This window comes from Lactobacillus paragasseri, assembly GCF_003584685.1.
Taxonomy (GTDB): Bacteria; Bacillota; Bacilli; order Lactobacillales; family Lactobacillaceae; genus Lactobacillus; species Lactobacillus paragasseri.
Genome location: NZ_AP018549.1, coordinates 15118 through 34947 on the forward strand (window position 1 = coordinate 15118; position 19830 = coordinate 34947).

The 19830-nt window shown below is 35.2% G+C and carries 20 protein-coding genes and 2 tRNA genes; 14 read left to right on the top strand and 8 right to left on the bottom strand.

Annotation, left to right across the window (positions count from 1 at the left end):
• Positions 1-53: 53 nt before the first annotated feature.
• Positions 54-938 (top strand): ROK family protein, encoded by an 885-nt coding sequence (locus LpgJCM5343_RS00070; protein ID WP_003649724.1) that lies wholly within the window; start codon positions 54-56, stop codon positions 936-938.
• A 77-nt stretch (positions 939-1015) separates the two neighbouring features.
• Here the strand turns inward: LpgJCM5343_RS00070 and LpgJCM5343_RS00075 are convergent, their stop codons facing one another.
• From LpgJCM5343_RS00075 to LpgJCM5343_RS00085, 3 genes are all read right to left on the bottom strand, one after another.
• Positions 1016-2158, bottom strand: a complete 1143-nt coding sequence (locus LpgJCM5343_RS00075; RefSeq protein WP_077959283.1) for an Mbeg1-like protein — start codon at positions 2156-2158, stop codon at positions 1016-1018.
• Between the two features lie 128 nt (positions 2159-2286).
• A complete protein-coding gene (locus tag LpgJCM5343_RS00080) occupies positions 2287-4305 on the bottom strand; it encodes a hypothetical protein (RefSeq protein ID WP_101891006.1) in 2019 nt (672 codons plus the stop codon).
• A 106-nt stretch (positions 4306-4411) separates the two neighbouring features.
• Positions 4412-5113: an MgtC/SapB family protein gene (locus LpgJCM5343_RS00085; protein WP_003656878.1), complete on the bottom strand. Its 702-nt coding sequence runs from the start codon at positions 5111-5113 to the stop codon at positions 4412-4414.
• 137 nt (positions 5114-5250) lie between these two features.
• On the opposite strand from LpgJCM5343_RS00085, the gene LpgJCM5343_RS00090 reads away from it, so the two are divergent.
• Positions 5251-5323 (top strand) — tRNA-Thr (locus LpgJCM5343_RS00090).
• 257 nt (positions 5324-5580) lie between these two features.
• On the opposite strand, the gene LpgJCM5343_RS00095 is transcribed toward LpgJCM5343_RS00090, so the two are convergent.
• Complete coding sequence (locus tag LpgJCM5343_RS00095; protein WP_003656876.1) at positions 5581-6207, bottom strand: HAD family hydrolase; 627 nt, start codon at positions 6205-6207, stop codon at positions 5581-5583.
• 373 nt (positions 6208-6580) lie between these two features.
• Between LpgJCM5343_RS00095 and LpgJCM5343_RS00100 the strand changes: the two genes are divergently transcribed.
• From LpgJCM5343_RS00100 to LpgJCM5343_RS00130, 7 genes are all read left to right on the top strand, one after another.
• A complete protein-coding gene (locus tag LpgJCM5343_RS00100) occupies positions 6581-6775 on the top strand; it encodes a helix-turn-helix transcriptional regulator (RefSeq protein WP_003648125.1) in 195 nt (64 codons plus the stop codon).
• A 2-nt stretch (positions 6776-6777) separates the two neighbouring features.
• Positions 6778-7296 (top strand): DUF3278 domain-containing protein, encoded by a 519-nt coding sequence (locus LpgJCM5343_RS00105; RefSeq protein WP_003656874.1) that lies wholly within the window; start codon positions 6778-6780, stop codon positions 7294-7296.
• 133 nt (positions 7297-7429) lie between these two features.
• Complete coding sequence (locus LpgJCM5343_RS00110) at positions 7430-8383, top strand: aldo/keto reductase (RefSeq protein WP_035430127.1); 954 nt, start codon at positions 7430-7432, stop codon at positions 8381-8383.
• Positions 8384-8438: 55 nt separating this feature from the next.
• A tRNA-Thr gene (locus LpgJCM5343_RS00115) sits at positions 8439-8511 on the top strand.
• A gap of 115 nt (positions 8512-8626) precedes the next feature.
• Entirely contained in the window at positions 8627-9790 is a 1164-nt protein-coding gene (locus tag LpgJCM5343_RS00120) for a GNAT family N-acetyltransferase (RefSeq protein ID WP_101891004.1), read from the top strand.
• A 151-nt stretch (positions 9791-9941) separates the two neighbouring features.
• Positions 9942-10589, top strand: a complete 648-nt coding sequence (locus LpgJCM5343_RS00125; RefSeq protein WP_003649715.1) for an NAD(P)-dependent oxidoreductase — start codon at positions 9942-9944, stop codon at positions 10587-10589.
• 73 nt (positions 10590-10662) lie between these two features.
• Positions 10663-12054: an IS3 family transposase gene (locus LpgJCM5343_RS00130; protein WP_307857701.1), complete on the top strand. Its 1392-nt coding sequence runs from the start codon at positions 10663-10665 to the stop codon at positions 12052-12054.
• A 63-nt stretch (positions 12055-12117) separates the two neighbouring features.
• Here the strand turns inward: LpgJCM5343_RS00130 and LpgJCM5343_RS00135 are convergent, their stop codons facing one another.
• Positions 12118-12807, bottom strand: a complete 690-nt coding sequence (locus tag LpgJCM5343_RS00135) for a DUF975 family protein (RefSeq protein ID WP_101890879.1) — start codon at positions 12805-12807, stop codon at positions 12118-12120.
• A 139-nt stretch (positions 12808-12946) separates the two neighbouring features.
• Between LpgJCM5343_RS00135 and LpgJCM5343_RS00140 the strand changes: the two genes are divergently transcribed.
• Positions 12947-13654, top strand: a complete 708-nt coding sequence (locus tag LpgJCM5343_RS00140) for a YjjG family noncanonical pyrimidine nucleotidase (RefSeq protein ID WP_003649713.1) — start codon at positions 12947-12949, stop codon at positions 13652-13654.
• Positions 13655-13689: 35 nt separating this feature from the next.
• On the opposite strand, the gene LpgJCM5343_RS00145 is transcribed toward LpgJCM5343_RS00140, so the two are convergent.
• Positions 13690-14529 carry a DegV family protein gene (locus LpgJCM5343_RS00145; protein ID WP_003649712.1) on the bottom strand — a complete coding sequence of 280 codons (840 nt, stop codon included), beginning with the start codon at positions 14527-14529 and terminating at the stop codon, positions 13690-13692.
• A gap of 111 nt (positions 14530-14640) precedes the next feature.
• Positions 14641-14826 carry a hypothetical protein gene (locus LpgJCM5343_RS00150; protein ID WP_003649711.1) on the bottom strand — a complete coding sequence of 62 codons (186 nt, stop codon included), beginning with the start codon at positions 14824-14826 and terminating at the stop codon, positions 14641-14643.
• Positions 14827-15190: 364 nt separating this feature from the next.
• Here LpgJCM5343_RS00150 and LpgJCM5343_RS00155 point away from each other — a divergent pair, with 364 nt between their 5' ends.
• Positions 15191-17113 (top strand): GTP-binding protein, encoded by a 1923-nt coding sequence (locus LpgJCM5343_RS00155; RefSeq protein ID WP_101890880.1) that lies wholly within the window; start codon positions 15191-15193, stop codon positions 17111-17113.
• Between the two features lie 34 nt (positions 17114-17147).
• On the opposite strand, the gene LpgJCM5343_RS00160 is transcribed toward LpgJCM5343_RS00155, so the two are convergent.
• Positions 17148-18074: a magnesium transporter CorA family protein gene (locus LpgJCM5343_RS00160; protein ID WP_003656855.1), complete on the bottom strand. Its 927-nt coding sequence runs from the start codon at positions 18072-18074 to the stop codon at positions 17148-17150.
• Positions 18075-18367: 293 nt separating this feature from the next.
• Here LpgJCM5343_RS00160 and LpgJCM5343_RS00165 point away from each other — a divergent pair, with 293 nt between their 5' ends.
• The 3 genes from LpgJCM5343_RS00165 to LpgJCM5343_RS00175 all read left to right on the top strand — a co-directional run bounded on the left by LpgJCM5343_RS00165 (position 18368) and on the right by LpgJCM5343_RS00175 (position 19793).
• Entirely contained in the window at positions 18368-18529 is a 162-nt protein-coding gene (locus LpgJCM5343_RS00165) for a CsbD family protein (protein ID WP_172620139.1), read from the top strand.
• 34 nt (positions 18530-18563) lie between these two features.
• Entirely contained in the window at positions 18564-18830 is a 267-nt protein-coding gene (locus LpgJCM5343_RS00170; protein WP_003648116.1) for a GlsB/YeaQ/YmgE family stress response membrane protein, read from the top strand.
• A gap of 135 nt (positions 18831-18965) precedes the next feature.
• A complete protein-coding gene (locus LpgJCM5343_RS00175) occupies positions 18966-19793 on the top strand; it encodes an exodeoxyribonuclease III (protein WP_077959295.1) in 828 nt (275 codons plus the stop codon).
• Positions 19794-19830: the final 37 nt, after the last annotated feature.

Sequence of the window (19830 nt, forward strand, 5' to 3'; positions counted from 1 at the left end):
GAAGAGTTAAAAGTCTATTTTTTTAAATAATTGAATGAGAAGGTGTAAGTTGAATGGTAGAAAATAAATATGTAGGTAGTATCGAAGCTGGTGGTACTAAGTTTATCTTGGCAGTTCAAGATACAGAAAGCGGCGAAGTGGTAGCAAAGAAGAGAATTCCGACAACTGATGCAAAAGAAACTTTAGCAAAGAGCATTGAGTTCTTTAAAGAACATCCAGTATCTGCTTTGGGAATCGGAACTTTTGGCCCAATTGATATCAATCCAAATTCAAGAACATTTGGTTACATCTTAGATACGCCTAAGCGTGGCTGGTCTGGAACAAATGTTAAAGGTACTTTTGAAAAAGAATTGGACATTCCAGTTGTAATGACTACTGATGTTAATGCATCTTGTTACGGTGAATATATTGCGCGTGGTCGAGATAATTCTAAGACTTACTTTTATGTAACAATTGGAACGGGAATTGGTGCTGGTGCAGTTCAAGCTGGGAAGTTTATTGGCCTAAATAATCACCCAGAAATGGGACATATGTTAGTAACTCCTTATCCAGGTGATAATTACACCGGAAAATGTCCATTCCACGGTAATAAGTGTGTTGAAGGAATGGCAGCTGGACCTTCACTAGAAGGCAGAACCGGTATTCCTGGTGAAAAATTACCTCGAGACCATAAAGTATTTACTTACGTGTCTTACTATGTAGCACAATTATTGTTTAATGCTTATATGACTATGCGTCCTGATGTAATGGTTGTTGGTGGATCAGTTTTAAATGATCAAGATTTGGTACAAGTGCGTGGTTTCTTTAAAGAATTCAACAATAACTATGTTGCAACTCCAGACGTGGATGAATTAATTGTTCGTCCAGCTGTTGCAGATAATGGTTCTGCAACTTTAGGTGATTTTGAATTAGCTAAAGAAGCTTTAAAGAATAAATAAGTAATTTATATTAATGTTTATACTAAAAAAGCAACTTCAGTTTTGAAGTTGCTTTTTGTTTCACATGAAACATATGATTAACTACCATCGTAAGAGTCATCAACAATTGGACCTTTGCTTGAGTCATTGCCTAGTGGTTCTAAGTGTTCATTATGGCTAAGAAAAGGAAGATTGATGTACTGACGAGCGGTTGCCGTAATGTCAGAGATAATCTCATTAGCAATTAAACGTGCGTCAGGATCAAGAGCAAGATAGGCATGGCTAAATTGAATTGCACCACGAATTTTATTAGTTGTTAGTTGACTAGCTTCAGTAATTTTTTGTGACTCTAAAGCAGTAAAGAAGGCTAACCAGAAAGCTTCACGTTTTTCACGTGGAATCTTGGTATTCCAAGAGATAAAAGTACTTCTAATAATTCTGCTTGCATTGCTTAAACCTGGCGCCATTACAAAACTATTTCGTGCTACTTCCCAATGTAAAGGATTATGTTGCTTCATTAAATGTTTCATTCTACTTTTAACTACGATAACGCGTTCTGGATGGTCAAGCATCATTCCAAAAATTGATCCTTCAGGAACATAAGTCATCATTTTTGGAATTACGCGTTGAAATTCAATCTGGTTATACATTTCTTTCATGAAACCAGGACCATCGAAGCTATAAGCCTTAATTACTCTGTCTTGAAGGCTAGGAGAAGCTGCATAAAGTGCATAAGCGGCAAAATTTCCACCTTTTGAATGGCCTACTGTGTAGATTTTCTTATCAGGATAGGCTTGGGCCATTTTATCTAGATAATCTGCTGCTACGCTTTGACCAAAGATTTCTGGTTGATAACTCATATCGACGTCTTCATTTAGACCTACCATCGAACCATCAGTTCCGCGGTAAGCCACTAGAATAGTTTCTGAATCTAGCTCAATTGTCATTGCAGTGAACTGGACGGGTGGCTTTTTCTGAGAAAGGTGTGACCAATCGAGAAAACGCATATTTTTATAGCGGTCACTTAAGTTTACTAGTTCTGCCTCTAATTTATCTGAGTGAATTAAGGTTTTCTTTTGTATTAAGCGTTTTGTAGCTGCCTCAAGCGTATGACCTTTAACACTGGAATCAAAAGGAAGATAAGCAAAAGCAGCAAAAAGACCTGCATCTAAACTATTAAATGGTTCCCGATCTAATGTTAGATCACCCCGCCAGCGAACATAATCAAGTATTTTACCCAAGATAAAAGTCCTTTCGTTAACGGATATAGTACTTTCATTTTAATGCTTTTTTGATTAAAGACAAAAGAGGACGCTTAGTGCTAATTAGAAGCAACAAAAAAGAAGAGCTAAGTTGCTCTTCTTAGTGATTAAAATATTAATTGGATAGTTTCAAGAGGAGATAAAGGAGCCTTAATTGAAGCGACATTATCTGTTACCTCAATTTTTACTGCTTCTTTTTCAACACTATTATCGCGTCGTCGAATTAAAGTAGCTGTATTAGAAGGTAGAGGTTTACTTAAATGCCAGTTGATCTCTTGGTAACCATCTAAGTTGAAATTGGCTAGCCAGACAATTTTACCGTTTTCTTGAATGTTTAATTTGACGTGAGGCATATTGATTAAATAGTCAATTGGTTCAACGCTAGCCATAATTTGTTGCATTAATCCTTGTTTATAAGATGAAAATTGTGATTCCCAACCGTGTTTTGGATCTTGATCCATTGGTAATACAATTATGTGATCATCAATAACAGCCATGAAGTTTCCGAGCTTTTGGTCGATCGAATTATAGGCTGAACTCCAAATCTTAACATTGCTATCTGTTTGATAGTCTAACTGTAGATAGTTGCCTGTATGTTGCAGCATCGTAATACGAGGGTTCTTAACGCCTTGAACAGTTGTGCCATCAGCTTGTTCAAATGATTGATAGCCACTCTTGCATGGATGCCATTTAGCACTTTGAATATGAAGTAGATTACCTAGCTTTCTGTCTAGTAAAACCTGGATACTTTCACCGTCAAGTAGAACTGTATTTTTAGTGATTAGATTAGTGATTTGTTCATTTGAAAGGTTGCGTAATAATTGACCAGCAATTGCAATAGTTTGATTTTCAATTGCAAGGTCATTTTGAACGGGAAGAATAGTTGTCGCAAAACCGAAACTTGCTAATAAGCTAGCCCAATTCTTTTCATGTGGAAGTAGCTCTTCTGGTTCTTTTCCAAAAGTTGTGTGAGCAGTATAAGCAGAGTCTTGATCTACTAAAACTTTAATACCACGTAATTTTTGCATATTAAGGCGATGGCTAGCTAGGGCAGAGGCAAAAGGCTTAATGTCAGCTAACATTTTGTCATAGCCCCAATCTTCATTTACGCCATTGCCCATCATGTCAAAGATATTAAGCATAATGCCTTTGGCTCCGAGGAGTGCTGTGGTAATAATTTGAAATGCGATAAAGGTATTAGATTTTACTTGCGGGGTCCACATTGAATTTTCCAATTCTGGGTAAAGCTCAGCCCGAGGTCCTAAGAAGGCAGCCGTAGTTCGACTATATTCTTCAAATTTACGACCATAAATTAAAGGAGCAACTTCGTTATAGGACGGTAAGTGTGGACGTGCTACGCGAGGATGTCCAGGACCTGCTTGGGCGTCAAATAAACTAGGCCAGTCTCTACCTTCAATAGCATGCCAATCAGGAAACGAAGTCATTTGTCCTAAATCAGTATTAGGGCTCACTTTGTGAACTGCTTGTTCAATTAAGTGTTCGTTTTCGATCATTTCCTTACGTGCTTGATCAAGATAAATTTTTCGTTCAATAGTAGGTTCGCCAGGCTTAAGCATATTTTTAACAAATCCTGCACGGCTTTCTGTTTTACCCAATTTTTCTTGATATAGCTTCATATGGTAGTCACAAAAACACATTAACTTTAATGGAGTATGGTTATAGTGCCGAAAGTCATCTTCCATCCATAAACGACGTGGATGAATCGAAGCATATTGAGCATACCTATCAGCTAAATACTTACGCCAAGTTGGATCTGCGGGACAAGCCATATCTTTAGCTTGATTGCCATTAATATCGACAAAAGTATTAAAGCCAATCTCAGGATTAACGCTAAATCCGCGATCGGAGTGCATAATAGTTGTCCATGGATTTAGACTCGTAGTAACATCAAGCTTAGCTAATTGCTTTTGTAGGGGGATAATCGCATCAAGCCAGACTTGTGTTTCTTCCTTAGTTAGATGACTGTGGTTTAATTCTTCGCCATTAATAATAAAAGCCACGTCATCAATTTTGGCTTTTTGTACAAAATCTAAAAGTTTTCTATCTTTTTCAGGCGTATTAGTACGTGGATCGAAAACATAACGTAAAGTATAAATGTAGCTCATAATAAATCCTCAATATTCTATACAATTAATATTCAAAAAAGTGTGTAACTTAGTATATTAAGTCACACACATATCTTAGCATATTTTGAAAACGGTTTCTATAATTTTATTTTGCGCCGTGAGTAGAATTAATTCGGCGAATATTTTGGTCTTTTTCAAGAGCTAGAATAATATCATTTTCGTCTTTTCTATTTCTAATTACTCCGTCGACATTAACAACAATATGTTCAGAAGTTACGTCAATAATTTTGATAGAAATTTGTTCAACTTCGTTTAAGGATAGTTCTTTTTTCAATTCATTAAGAATATCTGGATGATTATTAGCTTCAATTTGAACATTGAAACGAACATGAAGAATAATAAAGTTAATGAATGTATCATCGTGAAAAATAATTTGGATAATGAATAAAAAGACTGTGCTGACAATTCCGATGACATACATTCCAGCACCAACTGCCATACCGATTGCAGCAGTTGCCCAAACACCAGCTGCAGTAGTTAAACCAGAAATTTGTTCTCGTCTAACTAGGATTGTACCGGCACCAATAAAGGAAATCCCAGTTACAATTTGAGCCGCAATTCTTGATGGATCAAGCGAAATATCATGTAACGATAATAGGTCAAAGAAACCATATTTAGAAACCAGCATAAATAGAGCAGAGGCGACAGCAACAACCATATGAGTTCTGATACCTGCACTTTTTCTTTGAGTGGCACGTTCATAGCCGATTGCTGTTCCACAAAGAGCGGCAACTAAAATTCGTAGTAACCAATCTAATTCAGTTGAAAGTGATGTTAAACTTACCATAATTAATCCCTTCTATATAACAGATACGTCTTTATTGTAGCCCAGATTTAGTTGGATAATCATTTAAGTAAAAAGTAAAAAAATATCTTGTACAGAAACAGATAATATGGTTAAATACATAATTGTCATATAAACAGGCTGACTTAGCTCAGTTGGCAGAGCACGTCACTAGTAATGATGAGGTCGAAGGTTCGAATCCTTTAGTCAGCATTTTTTATGCTCATATTTAATTAAAAGCTATCAAATCATTTCTTAAAATACTGATTTGATAGCTTTTTCTTTGCTTTGAACTAGAATAAAAAGGTTTGGGAGCAAGCGTTAAGCCTGTTTTTTTGTGTTTAGGGTATTTGAAAAGGATTATCTTCAGTATTAGAGATAATCCTTTTTTGTTTGAGCTATTATATTTTTTGACACGTTCAAGATGAGATAAAGTAATTAATTTATTAGCCAATTGTAGTACTAAATAATTATCCTTTAACTATTTCTTCTAAATTAATTGGGTTATTTAATTGATAATCTGCTTCAGGAAGTTCTTCATGTGCTCCCCAATTGGCTAAAGCAAATTTCACTTTAGCAGCGTTAGCAGTTAACATATCATATTTGGTATCACCTACATAAAGCGTTTCAGTACGATCTACACCAAGTTTACTTATTGCGAAATTTAATGGTTCAGGATTAGGTTTATGATTCTTAGTATCACTTGCAGTAACAATTACATCGAAATAATCATCTAGTCCAAAGTGACTGACTTCATTAATATACTCTTGTTTAGTTTTTGAAGTAACAATTCCTAAAGTAATTCCCTCTTGAGATAGAGATTTGATAGTTTCGGGGATATTATTAAATAATGTATCTTCATTAACTCGGTTACTAGCTTTTTCAGACCAACTTTTAGCCATTTTATTGATCAATACTTTATTATTAGTAAAATGCTTAATGGCATCTCTTCCAGGAATTCCCAATGCAAAGGCTAAATCGTTAATATTAACATTTGCATTTAAATATTCTTTAATAACCTCTTTGAATGTGGAAAGAACAACCTTTTGTGTATCAACAATAGTGCCATCTACATCGAATAAAATTGTCTTAATCATAATTTACTCCTTACTTTTAAAGCGGTTACAGCAATTATATCAAAAGCATAATTATCTGAATATGAAAAAACTACTAATTTCCTTAATAGCAATAGCGTTTATAATTGGCATCATTTTTAATTAATACACTAGAGAACTGAAATAAGTTTACGTAATACGCCTTGTTTTAGTTTTTTATTGCTGTGGTTCAATACGTAATTGGATGGTCAATGATTTAACTAATGGAGTATCAGAATAAAGCTTAGTATTTATAGATCTACCTGTTTGTTAACAAAATATGTCATATATAATTGACAATTTGAAAATAAATATTATACTTAAAGTATAAAAAGTCACATATATATGACTTATAAGAATGATAGGGAGAATTGCCATGAATAGAGTTAAAGAATATCGAAAGCAAAAAGGCTTATCACAGATGGCATTAGCTAAAAGGATAGATGTTGCTAGGCAAACAATAAATTTAATTGAAAATGATAAATATAATCCTTCATTAGATTTATGTTTGAAGTTAGCGCATGAGTTAGATACAGATTTAAATACATTATTCTGGGATGGAGATGTTTAAAAATGAAAGCTAAAGAAACTAGATTCGAAAAATATATGAAATTTTGGTACGGAATTTCTGGTCCACTTGATGAGCAGAAACGTCAAGTTATGAATCAAATTGGAAATAGGGCATTTTTTATTTTCTTTTTAGGGATGGATGTAGCATTTTTAATTTCTCTGGTTTTGTTTTCGATGTATAAAGCTGATGTGGCATATCTTTTCCTTTCTGGTAGCTTTTTTGTAATGCTAATGGCAGTTAACTTATACATAATGCAGCAATCTAGAAAGGCGAGATTGACAGATAATGAAGTAGAGAAAGACGAATTACCTGAGGCTAAAAAAGCTGCATGGACAAAAGGAATGATATCGGGAGCAATCTTTGGCATATTGATGTTAATCTTAGAATTCTTAACTAGTTATAGCGATGGTTCGTGGACCTGGATAATGATTCCTACATGTTTGATTTCAGGTGTTTTCTTCGGTATCTTTATGTCGCTAATTGCAGTTCATAGAATCAAAGTAGTAAAAGACGAAGATTAAAGAATTAGCCATTTTTAATGTTACATTGTTGCATTAAAAATGGCTTTTTTTGTTGAAAAAACTTCACGTAGCTTATAAATATTTGTATCATTTAAATGTAATCGTTTGCATAAAAATAGAAAAGATAAAGAAAATGAAAACAACAAAATTAGGAAAAACAAGTTTAGATATTCCAGCTATTGCTTTAGGCGTTATGCGGATGGGGACTAGAACTCCAGAAGAAGGAGCTGCTGCAATTAACGCAGCTTATAAAGCTGGTGTAAATTTTATTGATTCTGCGGATATTTATGGACGCGGAAATTCAGAAAAGGTTTTTGGTAAGGCGTTAAAATTAGCCGATGTTAACCGTGAAGATTTATTTATTCAATCAAAGACTGGAATTGTTGTAGGATCAAGTGGAAGCCATGGATCATTAGCTTATGGCTCACGCTATGAATTTACTAAAGAACATATTTTGGATGCTGTTGATGGTATTTTGAAGAGAATGGATATTAATTACTTAGACTGCCTAGTCTTACACAGACCAGATATTTTGATGGATCTAGAGGGAATTAAACAAGCCTTTGATATTTTACAAGCTACCGGTAAAGTTAGATTCTTTGGTGTATCTAACTTTAATCCTGCTCAATTTAAGATGCTTCAAAATGCAGTAAGTCAGCCTTTAATGTTTGATCAAGTGCAATTTGGATTAATGCACACAGGAATGGTTGACTTTGGCTTGCATACTAATATGACTGATGATGCTTCTATTAACCACGATGGTAGCTTACTGGAGTTTTTACGGATGAATCATATTACTTTGCAAGCGTGGTCACCATTTCAATATGGAACTTTTGCTGGTACATTTATCAATAATCCAGCCTTTCCTGAATTAAATAAGAAATTGCAGGAAATTGGAGATAAATATAGCGTTGGTAAAAATGCAGTTGCGGCAGCTTGGATTCTTAAATGGCCTGGTCAGGTTCAGGTTATCATGGGAACTATGACTCCGGCTCATATTGTCGATTCTGCTAAGGGTGCAGATATTGAGCTGACTAATCAAGAATGGTATGATTTATATTTTGCTGCGGGACACGATTTACCGTAAAAAAGTTTTGCTTTTTATAAAATCATCTGATATACTAGTAGACGTTGTGAGAAATGCTGACTTAGCTCAGTTGGCAGAGCACGTCATTAGTAATGATGAGGTCGAAGGTTCGAATCCTTTAGTCAGCACATGTGAAAAGTCCTAACCTGTCGGTTAGGACTTTTTTTATTGCCTTTTTTAACTTGATATAATAAGAGGTAGAAATATATTACGAAAGATAAATGCTAGAAAAGGTAAAAGCAGATGAAATTAAGTCAAAATAAAGAAACTTTAGATCAAATAGCACCATTAGTGGAATATGCTTTTTTAAAAAATAATGATATACGTGAGGATCCCAACTTTTTAAGTCGTTATAACCATAGTATGGGTTTTGGTGAATATAAGGATAACCATCTTGCTAGCTATATTATGGTAAATGAATTTAAGAGTAGAATTTTTGCTAAAAAAGTTAAAATGGGCGGAGTTGGTTATGTTGCTTCCTATCCCGAAAACCGTGGTCAGGGCGATATTAATCGCTTGATGAAGGAGATTATTTTAGAATTACACGATCAAAATTACGCAATTTCTGACTTAGCTCCATTTTCAGAAACTTTTTATCGTCGTTATGGCTATGAAAATGCTATTTATGAAAAAATGTATCAAATTCGGCCTGAATATCTGCGTTTCTTTAAGCCTATCAAAGAGGGAAAATTGATGCGCGGAAATTGGAGCGACTCATCCCTAAAAGAAGCAGTAATCAAGTTATATCAAGCTAAACTCAATCAAGGTGAACAAAGAAATACAGTTGACCGTGCAGACTGGTGGTGGGATAGATTAGATACGTATTATCCCGGTAGATCAATTTGTGTTTATTTTGATAAATTCCAACAACCACAGGGGTATATGTTTTACCGAATTGTTGAGCGCAATTTCCGAGCAGAAGAAATGTACTATCAAACTCCGCAAGCAGCTCAGGCCCTGTTAAGCATTATTGCAAGTCATAGCTCAAGCGACTTGAAATACTATGTGAAAATGCCTGAGGAAAGTTTGTTAGGAGAATTCTTCCCGGAACAAGAAGGAATCACTATAAAGACAATACCTTACATGATGACTAGAATCATTGATATGAAACAAGTGTTAGAAGCATTGCCTTTAGTTAATAATAAGAAACTGACTATTGAGGTCACTGACGATGATATTATTGTTGAAAATAATGGTATCTGGTTAGTTAACGATGCTGCTGAAGAAACTAGGGTAAGAAAAGTCGAAACAGATCCAGACTATACAGCTTCTCTAACTAACTGGACCAAAGTTTTATTAGGCCACTTAACTTTAAAACGGGCAGTTCAATTAGGTTTTGTTAAAGAAAATCATCCAGTTAATACTGATTTTGTTAAAGGCGAAGTTTCATTTTACGATTACTTTTAATTAAAAATAGTTTTTTGCTGTTTTACGGCAGTACCTCTTATAAGTTGGTTTCTTTTATTGATTTTAAATTTTTAAAACCAAATATTATCCTACTTTTCTTTTTTCATGCTAAGCTAAGGTAACAGATAAAACACAGAGAGGAGAAATTATAATGAAAGTAGGTATTATTGGAGCTTCAGGCATGGCAGGAAGTGCAATTTATAAGTTGGCTAGTCAAAATAAAGACTTAGAAGTAACAGGTATTGTTAGAGATAAAGATAAAGCTAAAAGAGTCTTAGGTAAGGATGCTAAGCTTTTAATTGGCGACGTCCTAACAATGGATGATAGTTTGCTTCAAGAATTTAATGTGATTGTTGACGCTTTTGGTACCACACCAGAGAGGGCAAGAGATCAAGTAAAACTTGCTACCAAGTTGTGCGGATTAGCTAAGAATAAAGATATTAGAGTAATCTTCATTCTAGGAGCTGGTAGTCTTAGAACTGGAATTGATAACCACTTAGTTGTTGAAGATATTAAGAAATTAACTGGCTCTGAAAACTGGATTAATACACCCAAAGAGCAGTTGAATGAGTTAAACTACTTAAAGCAAGTTGAAGATGTAGATTGGCTTGGAATTTCACCAGCCTTAACCTTTGAAGCAGGTCCAGAAGCAGCAGGTTATATGTTAGGTAACGATACGCTGCTCTACAACGATAAAAATGAATCTAAAGTAACTTCGGGTACAATGGCACGCTTAGTTGTAAATGAAATTGTTCATCCAGAGCACCATAAGGAAAGAATTACTTTAGTTGATGAATAAAAAATAACCGCTACAACGCTCAGGCGCTTGTAGTGACCCCCGAAATTCGGACACGGATTTCGGGGGTTTTACTATGTCTAAATTAACTAAAAAAGATAAATTGAATATTTATAAAGAATGGACTATTGAAAATAAAAGATCGACATATTTAAGTAAAAAGTATGGAATAGGCTCAGTTAGTATTAAGTACTTAGTTTCACTCATTCATAGGCATGGAATGGATATATTAGATAAGCCCCATACTTATTATTCAGCCCAATTTAAGCTAGAAGCTATCAATCGGGTTTTAGTCAATCATGAAGCTGCTTACTCTGTATCTTTAGAATTGGGCTTGAAAAGTCAAGGGATGCTTATTAACTGGATTCGCTCTTATAAAGAAAACGGGTATAATGTCGTTATCAAGAGGAAAGGACGACGAACCCGTGAACAAAGAGCTAGAGAAATTGAAGAAAGAAAACGAAGAATTGCGTCACCAGAATTTAAAGCTTACTGTCGAGAATGCATTTATAAAAAAATTGGATGCCTTGGTTCAAAAGAGAAAAAACCAACCAAAACAGAAATAGCACAAGCTGTTAGAGAATTAAGGCTAGAACTTGGGTTGGGTGTTAAAACTATCTTGTCGATTTTAAGTGATCCGAATAATGCTTTACCTAGCTTATCCAGAAGCAATTATTACAATATTTTAAAGCGCGAAGATCAAGATGAGATAAAGCACCACAGTCTAATTAAACGAATTAAAGAAATATTCTTTGAACTTAAAGATAGATACACTGCTCCAGGTTATCGAACAATAACTGATCACTTACATAGTGAAGGCTTTATAATCAATCGAAAAACAGTCTATCGTTTAATGCGTAAACTTAATTTGATTGGATATCGTATGAAACGTAGAAGACGCTACAACAGCTTTGAGGGTGAAATTGAAGGAAGAATTAAACCTAACTTAATTAAACGCAACTTCTTTGCTATTAGACCAAATATGAAGTGGTACACGGATATTACTGAATTCAACTTAAGAGGACAAAAGCTTTATCTATCGCCTATTATCGATGGCTGTGGGAGAGATATTGTCGCTTATAATATCTCTCGTCGTCCCAACTTGCAGCAGGTACTGACTATGCTTGATGATGCATTTAAAGTTAATGATTCATTGAATGGATTAGTATTTCATTCAGATCGTGGCTGGCAATATCAACATAAGACTTATCAATATGAACTTGCAAGACGTGGCATTGAACAAAGTATGTCTAGGAAAGGCTGTTCTCCAGACGATGGGCTTATGGAAGGCTTCTTTGGCATACTTAAAAGAGAGATGTTTTATGGCAAAGAATCAAACTATGCCAATCTGAATGAATTAGAACAAGCGATTAAAGATTATATTCACTTTTATAATTACGAAAGAACAAAGAGTAAACTAAAAGGACTGACTCCGATTCAATATCGGAATCAATCCTTAGTTGCATAATATTAATAAAGTGTCCAATTTTTGTGGGTCACTACAGCTATAGCGGCTATTTTTATGTAATATTTAATTATTAGCAACTAATGAACGATAAAAGTTAGCTTTAGTTTGACGGTAGTAAGGAGTAATCCAAATGAATCCAATACCGCAAGTGATTAAACCAAGTAGGCCCCAACCAATGAAACTTAAGTCTAAGACGAATAAGTCCATCTTGTGTCCATCCATTAACTTACGACTTTCGGTAATAGCTTCAGTTGCTCCGATATCAGTTTGGTCAGCTGAAAATTTATCTTTCAAAATATATGGAGTCATTGCGTAGGAGTAACCCTTAATGAAGCCAGGAATAATGAATAAAATGGTCCATAAACTAACAAATAAGTTAGTCATAAACAGAGTAAACAAACTGTTTTTAAAGCGACCATTGCTATAAGCGCTAAATATACCAGAATACCAAGGCTCCATCTTGCCTGTTTCAACAAAGTCTAAGATTGTGTAGGCAACTCCCCATAAAATTAAGCCGGTAATCAAGCCTACAATAATTTCTGAAAGGTTATAGGCTGGCTTATATCCTTGAATTAAGTTGTCTTTATTAAAGCGTAGAACAGTATAAGTAAAATCTTTTCCAGTCCAGATCCAGCGGTTAAGATCCATAATAACTGCGTTAACTAACCAAGCAAAGATAGTTAGGCAAATAGCCCAGCCCCAATTGCCACGTAGTTGATCTTTTGCAGCTTGTTTCAATTGTGCACGTGTCATAGTATTACTTCCTCTAACAATATATTAATTTCTGATCATTATAATCTTACCACTAATCTTTAAGTAATTTGAAAAACTAAATTCTGCCGTCTTCTGCTATAATCAAAATTACTAACTTAAATAGAAGAAGGGTTGCTACTTGAAATATAAACAATTAATTTTTGACGTTGATGATACTCTGATCGACTTTGCGGCTACGGAAGATTCATCTTTGCATGCGCTATTTAAATCACATAAGCTGCCTCTTTCTTCTGATTTGCAGAAGCAATATCATACCTATAATCAAGGGCTTTGGCGTAGACTTGAGCTTGGTGAGATTACGTATGATGAGCTAAGTGAGATGACTTTTCATGATTTCATTAAAGAGAATTTTAATTTAGATGTAGATGGTAATGAATGGATGAATGAATACCGTTCTTACTTTGGCGAAGCACACCAGTTATTACCGGGTGTGGAAGACACGCTTAAGTTTGCTAAGAAGCAGGGATACAAGTTAACTGTATTAAGTAACGGTGAAAAGTTTATGCAGCGCCACCGCTTAGAGTTAGCAGGAATTAAGGATTATTTTGATTTGATTGTAACGTCTGAAGAAGCTCATTACTCTAAGCCAAATCCACATGCTTTTGATTATTTCTTCAGTAGAACTGAAATTGGTCCAAATGAAACCTTATTCTTCGGGGATGGTTTACAGTCAGATATTTTAGGTGCTGAAAAGTACGGCTTTGACAGCATTTGGTATAACCATCGTCATAGAAAGGATACAATTGGTCTTCATCCCTTATTTGAAGTCGAAACATATCCTGAATTTGTTAAAATAATGCAGAACGATTTTCAAAAAGCATATTAAAAGGAGTGCCTAGAGCACTCCTTTTGTGTTATACACTATTCTTTTTCAAAGCCAACCATTAAACCGCCATCTTCAGCATAGAAACTGCAGAGGGCACCACATTCGCCGATCGTTACTTTAGCATCTGGGAAGTTATCTAAGATAATCTCTTTCATGCTTAGGGCAGAGCCTTCATTTTGAACGTGATCAATTTGAACACGGCCACCTTTATAGCCGGCTTTGACCATTTCATCTAAGAGTTTTCTTCTAGCTTTCTTAGCACCGCGTGCCTTACCCAAAAGTTCAAATTCACCTTTATTGTTGGCAGTTCCGATAACGAAAAGCTTCAATAAACCAGCAATCTTAGCGACTGCTGGTGGGATACGACCATTATTTCCTAGATTAGTTAAGTCTTGCAAGGCAAACATTAAATCAAGCTGGTGTTGGTACTCTTCAGTGGCCTTGACAATTTCTTCAAATGACTTACCCGCATTTGCTAGACTAGCAATTTTCTCAGCCAGTAATCTCAATTGAGGACCAGCTGAGCGAGAATCAAATACTAAGATCTTAGCTTTTGGATTCTTTTCATGATAAATCTTAGCTGCTTGAGTAGCTGAATTATAACTACCGGAAAGGGCGCTAGTTAAAGTAATTACAAAGATCTCGTCGCTACCTTCAAAAGACTTAAGCCAGTCGTTTACATTGGGACAAGCAGAAGTAGACTTGCTCTTAGTGTGTTTTAGAGTATGAAGAAACTTGTCTAAATCAATATCAGGCGTATCCATCCAAAGCTTGCCATCAACGTGAAGCGATAAAGGAACTGTAATGTGCTCAATTCCGTCAATTTGATCAGCTGTGATATTCGCAGTTGAATCTGTGATAATTTTTATTGGCATATAGATTACCTCGAATTAAATATATTAACCTATTTTCTTTCAGTCTAGAGAAGATAGATAGTAAAGTCAAAGAAAATGCTAGCAAAAAAGACAGCACTGAAGCTGTCTTGATTAACGTGAAAATACTAGGCCAAGGAGACCGCCAAGTGCGATTAATGCTAAAAGCGGTAGTACTAGATAAGAAACGAAGGCAAATAGCAAGCCAACGATGATTAGGAAACCAACGATTTTTAGCATGCCAATTCCTAGTTTCCAGAAAAGCCAAATGATTAATAAGGCTAATAAAATTGAAAACATATTCTAAACCTTCTTATAGAAAATTAAACTATATTTTGATATTAATCATATTACGAAATTGAGAGAAAGTGTAGATAAGTTTTTATTAAGAATAGGAGATAGTAAAATATACTAAATAAACCGCTTTCATATTTTGCAAAAACGTGATATATTAATGGTGTGAAATAGCTCAAGTAGAAGTCACGATTAAGATTGTTAGAAGTTATATTTTTTATTAATTAAGTAGACGATACTCTAGCTATTGCAATTCATAAATATAATTCATAAGTAAAAGGAAGTTCTCTTTTGAACTTCCTTTTTTTGCTGTAATGCTTGCTATAATAATACTAAAAAGTACTATCTATATTTTTTGGAAAATAAACTAATGAAAAAAGTAACAATAGGAATTTTAGCTCACGTTGATGCAGGCAAGACTACTTTGTCAGAAGGCTTGCTTTATCAAAGTGGCACGTTAAGAAAATTAGGTGCAGTTGATAAGGGAACTGCATATTTAGACAATGATAATTTAGAAAAGAAACGTGGAATTACGATCTTTTCTCATATGGCGCGCATTAAAAATGAAAATAGCGAGTTGCTCCTCTTAGATACTCCCGGCCACATTGACTTTGCCCAGGAAATGGAAGAGACGCTTGGCGTATTAGACTATGCAATTTTAGTTGTGTCGGCTAGTGAAGGCGTAACTGCCTATACACAGACGCTTTGGAACTTATTAAAAAGTCACAAGATTCCAACTTTTATTTTTGTTAATAAGATGGACACGTTAAAGGCTAATAAGGGTAAGGTTCTTCAGGATTTAAGTACTCTCGATGACAACTGTGTTGAGTTTGGGGGTGAAGATTCTGAGTTTTATGAAAAAATTGCTACCGCAGATGAGGCAATTTTAGAAGAATATCTAGAATCGGGTCAGATAAAAGACGAAGAAATCAAAGATTTGATCTTTCAAAGAAGAATTTTCCCAGTGTATTTTGGTGCAGCTTTAAAATTAAAAGGCGTAGCTGAATTTTTACAGGGACTAGATAAGTGGACTAAGAAAATAGAGTATCCTGAGAAATTTGCTAGTCGTATTTTTAAGATTTCTCACGATGAGAAAGGCGAACGCTTAACTTGGCTTAAAGTTACTGGTGGTGAATTAAGAGCCAAGACTGAGCTAATGCCTGATGAAAAGGTTAATGAAATTCGTCTCTATAACGGTACTAAATATCAAGTAGTTCCTAGTGCTCAAGCTGGCGAAATTGCTGCTATTAGTGGCCTGAAAACTACCTATCCTGGTCAAGGCTTAGGCTTTGAAAGAGATCAAACGAACTTTACAATGCAGCCAGTTCTAACTTATGCAGTTCAGACTGTACCGGATAAGATGCATGCGACGCTAACAGCTCTAAGACAGCTAGAAGATGAAAATCCGCAATTGCATGTTAAGTGGGACAAGCAAGCAGAAGAGATTAGCATTGATGTGATGGGAAAGATTCAGTTAGAAATTCTCCAGCAGATTTTGCACGATCGCTTTGGCTTAAAAGCTGAATTTGCTCAAGGCAAAATTCTTTATCAAGAAAGCATTAAAGATTCAGTTGAAGGAGTAGGACATTTTGAACCTTTAAGACACTATGCGGAAGTTCACTTATTGTTAAAACCTGGTAAGTTAGGCAGCGGCTTAGTTTTCAAAAATGAGTGTAGTCTAGAAGTGCTGCCTAAGAAGTGGCAAGACCAAGTAATGGATAGTCTAGCAAATAAAGAGCATCTAGGTGTTTTAACCGGTTCTCCTCTAACTGATATGGAAATTACACTAGTTGGCGGTCGCGGTAGCAATGTACACACAGTGGGTGGTGACTTTAGAGAGGCAACCTATCGTGCGCTGCGACAAGGTTTAATGGAATTAAAAGCACAAAATCAAGTATCTTTACTTGAGCCTTGGTATCAATTTACTTTAAGGATCAATCGGGAACAGGTTGGTCGTGCAATTAATGATATCGAGAAAAAAGGCGGGAAATTTGAAATCGGAGAAAGCGATCATGATGTCGTGACGATTACTGGTCAAGCGCCAGTAGCACAGATGCAAGATTATGCAACTGAAGTTAGGAACTACACGCACGGCAGTGGTCAACTTGAGTGCTTATTTGCAGGCTATCGGAAATGTAAAAATAGTGCTGAAGTAATTGAGTCAATTAATTATGATCCTGTTTCTGACATTTACAACACCCCTAATTCTGTTTTTTGCTCTCATGGCGCAGGTCATACTGTTGTTTGGAATGAAGTGCCAGATTATGCTCAATATCCGTATTTACAATCTTAAGATTGCTTACGATCGACTAAAAAGATAGACAAAATTATTTCAAGTAATTCTTTTTTCGCAAAAGCAAAGCTGAAATAATGGCTAAGGCAGCTCCAAATAAGATTACCCATAAAAATCCAAATTCATTATCCTTACCTGGCAATCCGCCAACATTCATCCCCCAGATGCCACTAATTAAAGCCGGAATTGAGATAATTAGAGCAATTGAATCAAGATATTTCATCAAATTGTTTAAATGATTATCCATCATTGCCGAGAAAAGTCCATTAATTGATTCTAAAAGATCGCGGTAAACTTTTATTTTTTTAGTAATCCGGCGCTGAGAAAGTAGTAGATCAATGATAAAAATTGAGTTGGCCGAATGCTGCTTTTTAAGAAAGTCAGTTAGAGCTTCAATAGAAGAAGCTTGGTCATCCATTGTGTGATTAAAATAGACCAAAGTTCTGGTTAAGTCCGTTGCTTCTTTCAAAGACTTAGTTTTGGTAGTAGTTCTTGCTGCATGATCTAACTGATCAAGTTGCTGCTTTATTTTAGTTAATTCTTCATTAAAGCAATGATTTTGATAAAGTAGTTGCTTAATTAAAAGATCTTCAACTGATAGTTTAGCAATTGCCTTTTGATTTTCTAAAATAGGTGCTGGCTTTTTTTGTAAAACTAAGATTAGTTGCTGAGAATTGAAGATCGCAATTGTGGGATAAATCGCATCTTCAACTTGAGTTTGACCAGCGTCAAAATTAAAGGATACGAAAATTCTGGCATTTTCAATTTTACATTTGGGCAAGACGTTAAAATGTGATACTTCAGTAGCGGACGTTTGTTTAGTAAAGACGTGCGCGTCACACCCGATTGTTTTTTCTATATTGGTTAATTCTTCAGAAGTAGGATTAACTAAAATAACAAGTTTAGCTGATAATAGATTGTCTGATGTTATGTAGCCATTTTTATCATAAACAGTAAGCATAAGAAAACCTCCTGACTATTCTTTTTTAGGGTAAATATATCATAGAAGGCACTATAAGTTAGATTTAACGCCTTACAGTTGTTAAAAATGAAAACGATATACGTACAGAAAAATTAATTTATAATTAATGTACATAGCAAGTTATTAAGGAAATATTAAGCTTGTCGTTTTGGAGATGCCATAGTATCTTTATCGACTAGTGCTTGATATGATTAGGTTAATCAGTCATGAGGATTGAAGATAGCTAGCTAAAACAATCTTTTATGTGTTTTAGGAAAGGATACCTAATTATGATGAAAGATAAACATGGAATTAAAGACAAAGTAGCAGGTAAATTTAAAGAAGTAGAAGGAAAAGTCACTGGCGATAAGGCTCGTGAATTAGAAGGAAAAGCTCAACAAGCTAAAGGAAAAGTAAAATCTAAGGCTACTAAAGTAAAAGAAGACTTAGAATAAATTACTACTAAATTAGAAATAGGAGGCGATCCCCATGCTTCACTGGATTTGGGTTTTGATTGTCGGAGGCGTAATCGGGTTAATTGCAGGAGCCATTACTCATAAGGGTGGCTCAATGAACTGGATTGCAAATATTATTGCTGGGCTAGTAGGCTCATCTCTAGGCGAGGCCTTGCTTGGTGCCTGGGGTCCGCAAGTAGCGGGAATGGCAATTGTTCCATCACTCTTAGGTGCTATTATTCTAGTTATCTTGGTATCATGGATTATGACGATGCTATTTGGCCCTAGGGCTAGCGAATAAATCATATTTAACACAATTAAATAATCTCTCTCAAAAGAGCAGTCTTAGCAGGCTGCTCTTTTCTATGGTCGGCGTTTTGAGTTTTCATAGTATAATAGATGTGATATAAAAATCTAGGTAAGAAAAGAGATAATAATGCGTTTAATTTCATGGAATATTGATTCGCTAAATGCTGCTTTAACTAGTGATTCAGCACGTGCCAAGCTTACACGTGGCGTTTTAAATACAATTAAAGAAAAAGATCCTGATATTATTGCCATTCAAGAAACTAAATTACGGTCAACTGGTCCGACTAAGAAGCATCAAGAAATTTTGGCCGAAATGTTTCCTGACTATGATTATGTTTGGCGCTCTTCTGAAGAACCTGCACGAAAAGGTTATGCTGGGACAATGTTTTTATATAAAAATACTTTGACTCCAGAAGTAACTAAGCCAGTAATTGGGGCGCCAGAACCAATGGATCATGAAGGCCGAATTTTAACTTTAGAGTTTGATAACTATTATGTTACCCAAGTTTATACGCCAAATTCTGGAAATGAATTGAAGCGATTAGATGATCGTCAGGTTTGGGATGAAAAGTATACAGAGTATTTACAAAAATTAGATCAAGTAAAGCCGGTAATTGCTAGCGGTGACTATAACGTTGCTCATACACCAATTGATTTGAAGCATCCAGAAAATAATCATCATAACGCTGGTTTTACCGATGAGGAACGGCAAGACTTTGATAAGTTGCTCAAGCTTGGCTTTACTGATACATTTAGAAAAATTCATGGCAATGTCGAAGGAGTTTATTCTTGGTGGGCTCAAAGAGTGAGAACCAGCAAGGCTAATAACTCGGGCTGGAGAATTGACTATTACATCGTGTCTAATAGAATTGCTAATCAGGTAACTAAGTCAGAAATGCTCGATACTGGTGAGCGAAAAGATCATTGTCCAATTATGTTAGAAATTAATCTGTAATTATCCACTTGTGGATAAATCAAGAAGATCCAAATGA

Bases quoted from the DNA above. Each gene is read 5' to 3' on its own strand.
- LpgJCM5343_RS00085 (WP_003656878.1), bottom strand. From the start codon at position 5,113: ATGGTAAGTTTAACATCACTTTCAACTGAATTAGATTGGTTACTACGA.
- LpgJCM5343_RS00170 (WP_003648116.1), top strand. From the start codon at position 18,564: ATGCTTCACTGGATTTGGGTTTTGATTGTCGGAGGCGTAATCGGGTTA.
- LpgJCM5343_RS00160 (WP_003656855.1), bottom strand. From the start codon at position 18,074: ATGCTTACTGTTTATGATAAAAATGGCTACATAACATCAGACAATCTA.
- LpgJCM5343_RS00110 (WP_035430127.1), top strand. From the start codon at position 7,430: ATGAAAACAACAAAATTAGGAAAAACAAGTTTAGATATTCCAGCTATT.
- LpgJCM5343_RS00125 (WP_003649715.1), top strand. From the start codon at position 9,942: ATGAAAGTAGGTATTATTGGAGCTTCAGGCATGGCAGGAAGTGCAATT.
- LpgJCM5343_RS00100 (WP_003648125.1), top strand. From the start codon at position 6,581: ATGAATAGAGTTAAAGAATATCGAAAGCAAAAAGGCTTATCACAGATG.
- LpgJCM5343_RS00145 (WP_003649712.1), bottom strand. From the start codon at position 14,529: ATGCCAATAAAAATTATCACAGATTCAACTGCGAATATCACAGCTGAT.
- LpgJCM5343_RS00150 (WP_003649711.1), bottom strand. From the start codon at position 14,826: ATGTTTTCAATTTTATTAGCCTTATTAATCATTTGGCTTTTCTGGAAA.
- LpgJCM5343_RS00080 (WP_101891006.1), bottom strand. From the start codon at position 4,305: ATGAGCTACATTTATACTTTACGTTATGTTTTCGATCCACGTACTAAT.
- LpgJCM5343_RS00175 (WP_077959295.1), top strand. From the start codon at position 18,966: ATGCGTTTAATTTCATGGAATATTGATTCGCTAAATGCTGCTTTAACT.
- LpgJCM5343_RS00155 (WP_101890880.1), top strand. From the start codon at position 15,191: ATGAAAAAAGTAACAATAGGAATTTTAGCTCACGTTGATGCAGGCAAG.
- LpgJCM5343_RS00135 (WP_101890879.1), bottom strand. From the start codon at position 12,807: ATGACACGTGCACAATTGAAACAAGCTGCAAAAGATCAACTACGTGGC.
- LpgJCM5343_RS00105 (WP_003656874.1), top strand. From the start codon at position 6,778: ATGAAAGCTAAAGAAACTAGATTCGAAAAATATATGAAATTTTGGTAC.
- LpgJCM5343_RS00165 (WP_172620139.1), top strand. From the start codon at position 18,368: ATGAAAGATAAACATGGAATTAAAGACAAAGTAGCAGGTAAATTTAAA.
- LpgJCM5343_RS00070 (WP_003649724.1), top strand. From the start codon at position 54: ATGGTAGAAAATAAATATGTAGGTAGTATCGAAGCTGGTGGTACTAAG.
- LpgJCM5343_RS00095 (WP_003656876.1), bottom strand. From the start codon at position 6,207: ATGATTAAGACAATTTTATTCGATGTAGATGGCACTATTGTTGATACA.
- LpgJCM5343_RS00130 (WP_307857701.1), top strand. From the start codon at position 10,663: ATGTCTAAATTAACTAAAAAAGATAAATTGAATATTTATAAAGAATGG.
- LpgJCM5343_RS00120 (WP_101891004.1), top strand. From the start codon at position 8,627: ATGAAATTAAGTCAAAATAAAGAAACTTTAGATCAAATAGCACCATTA.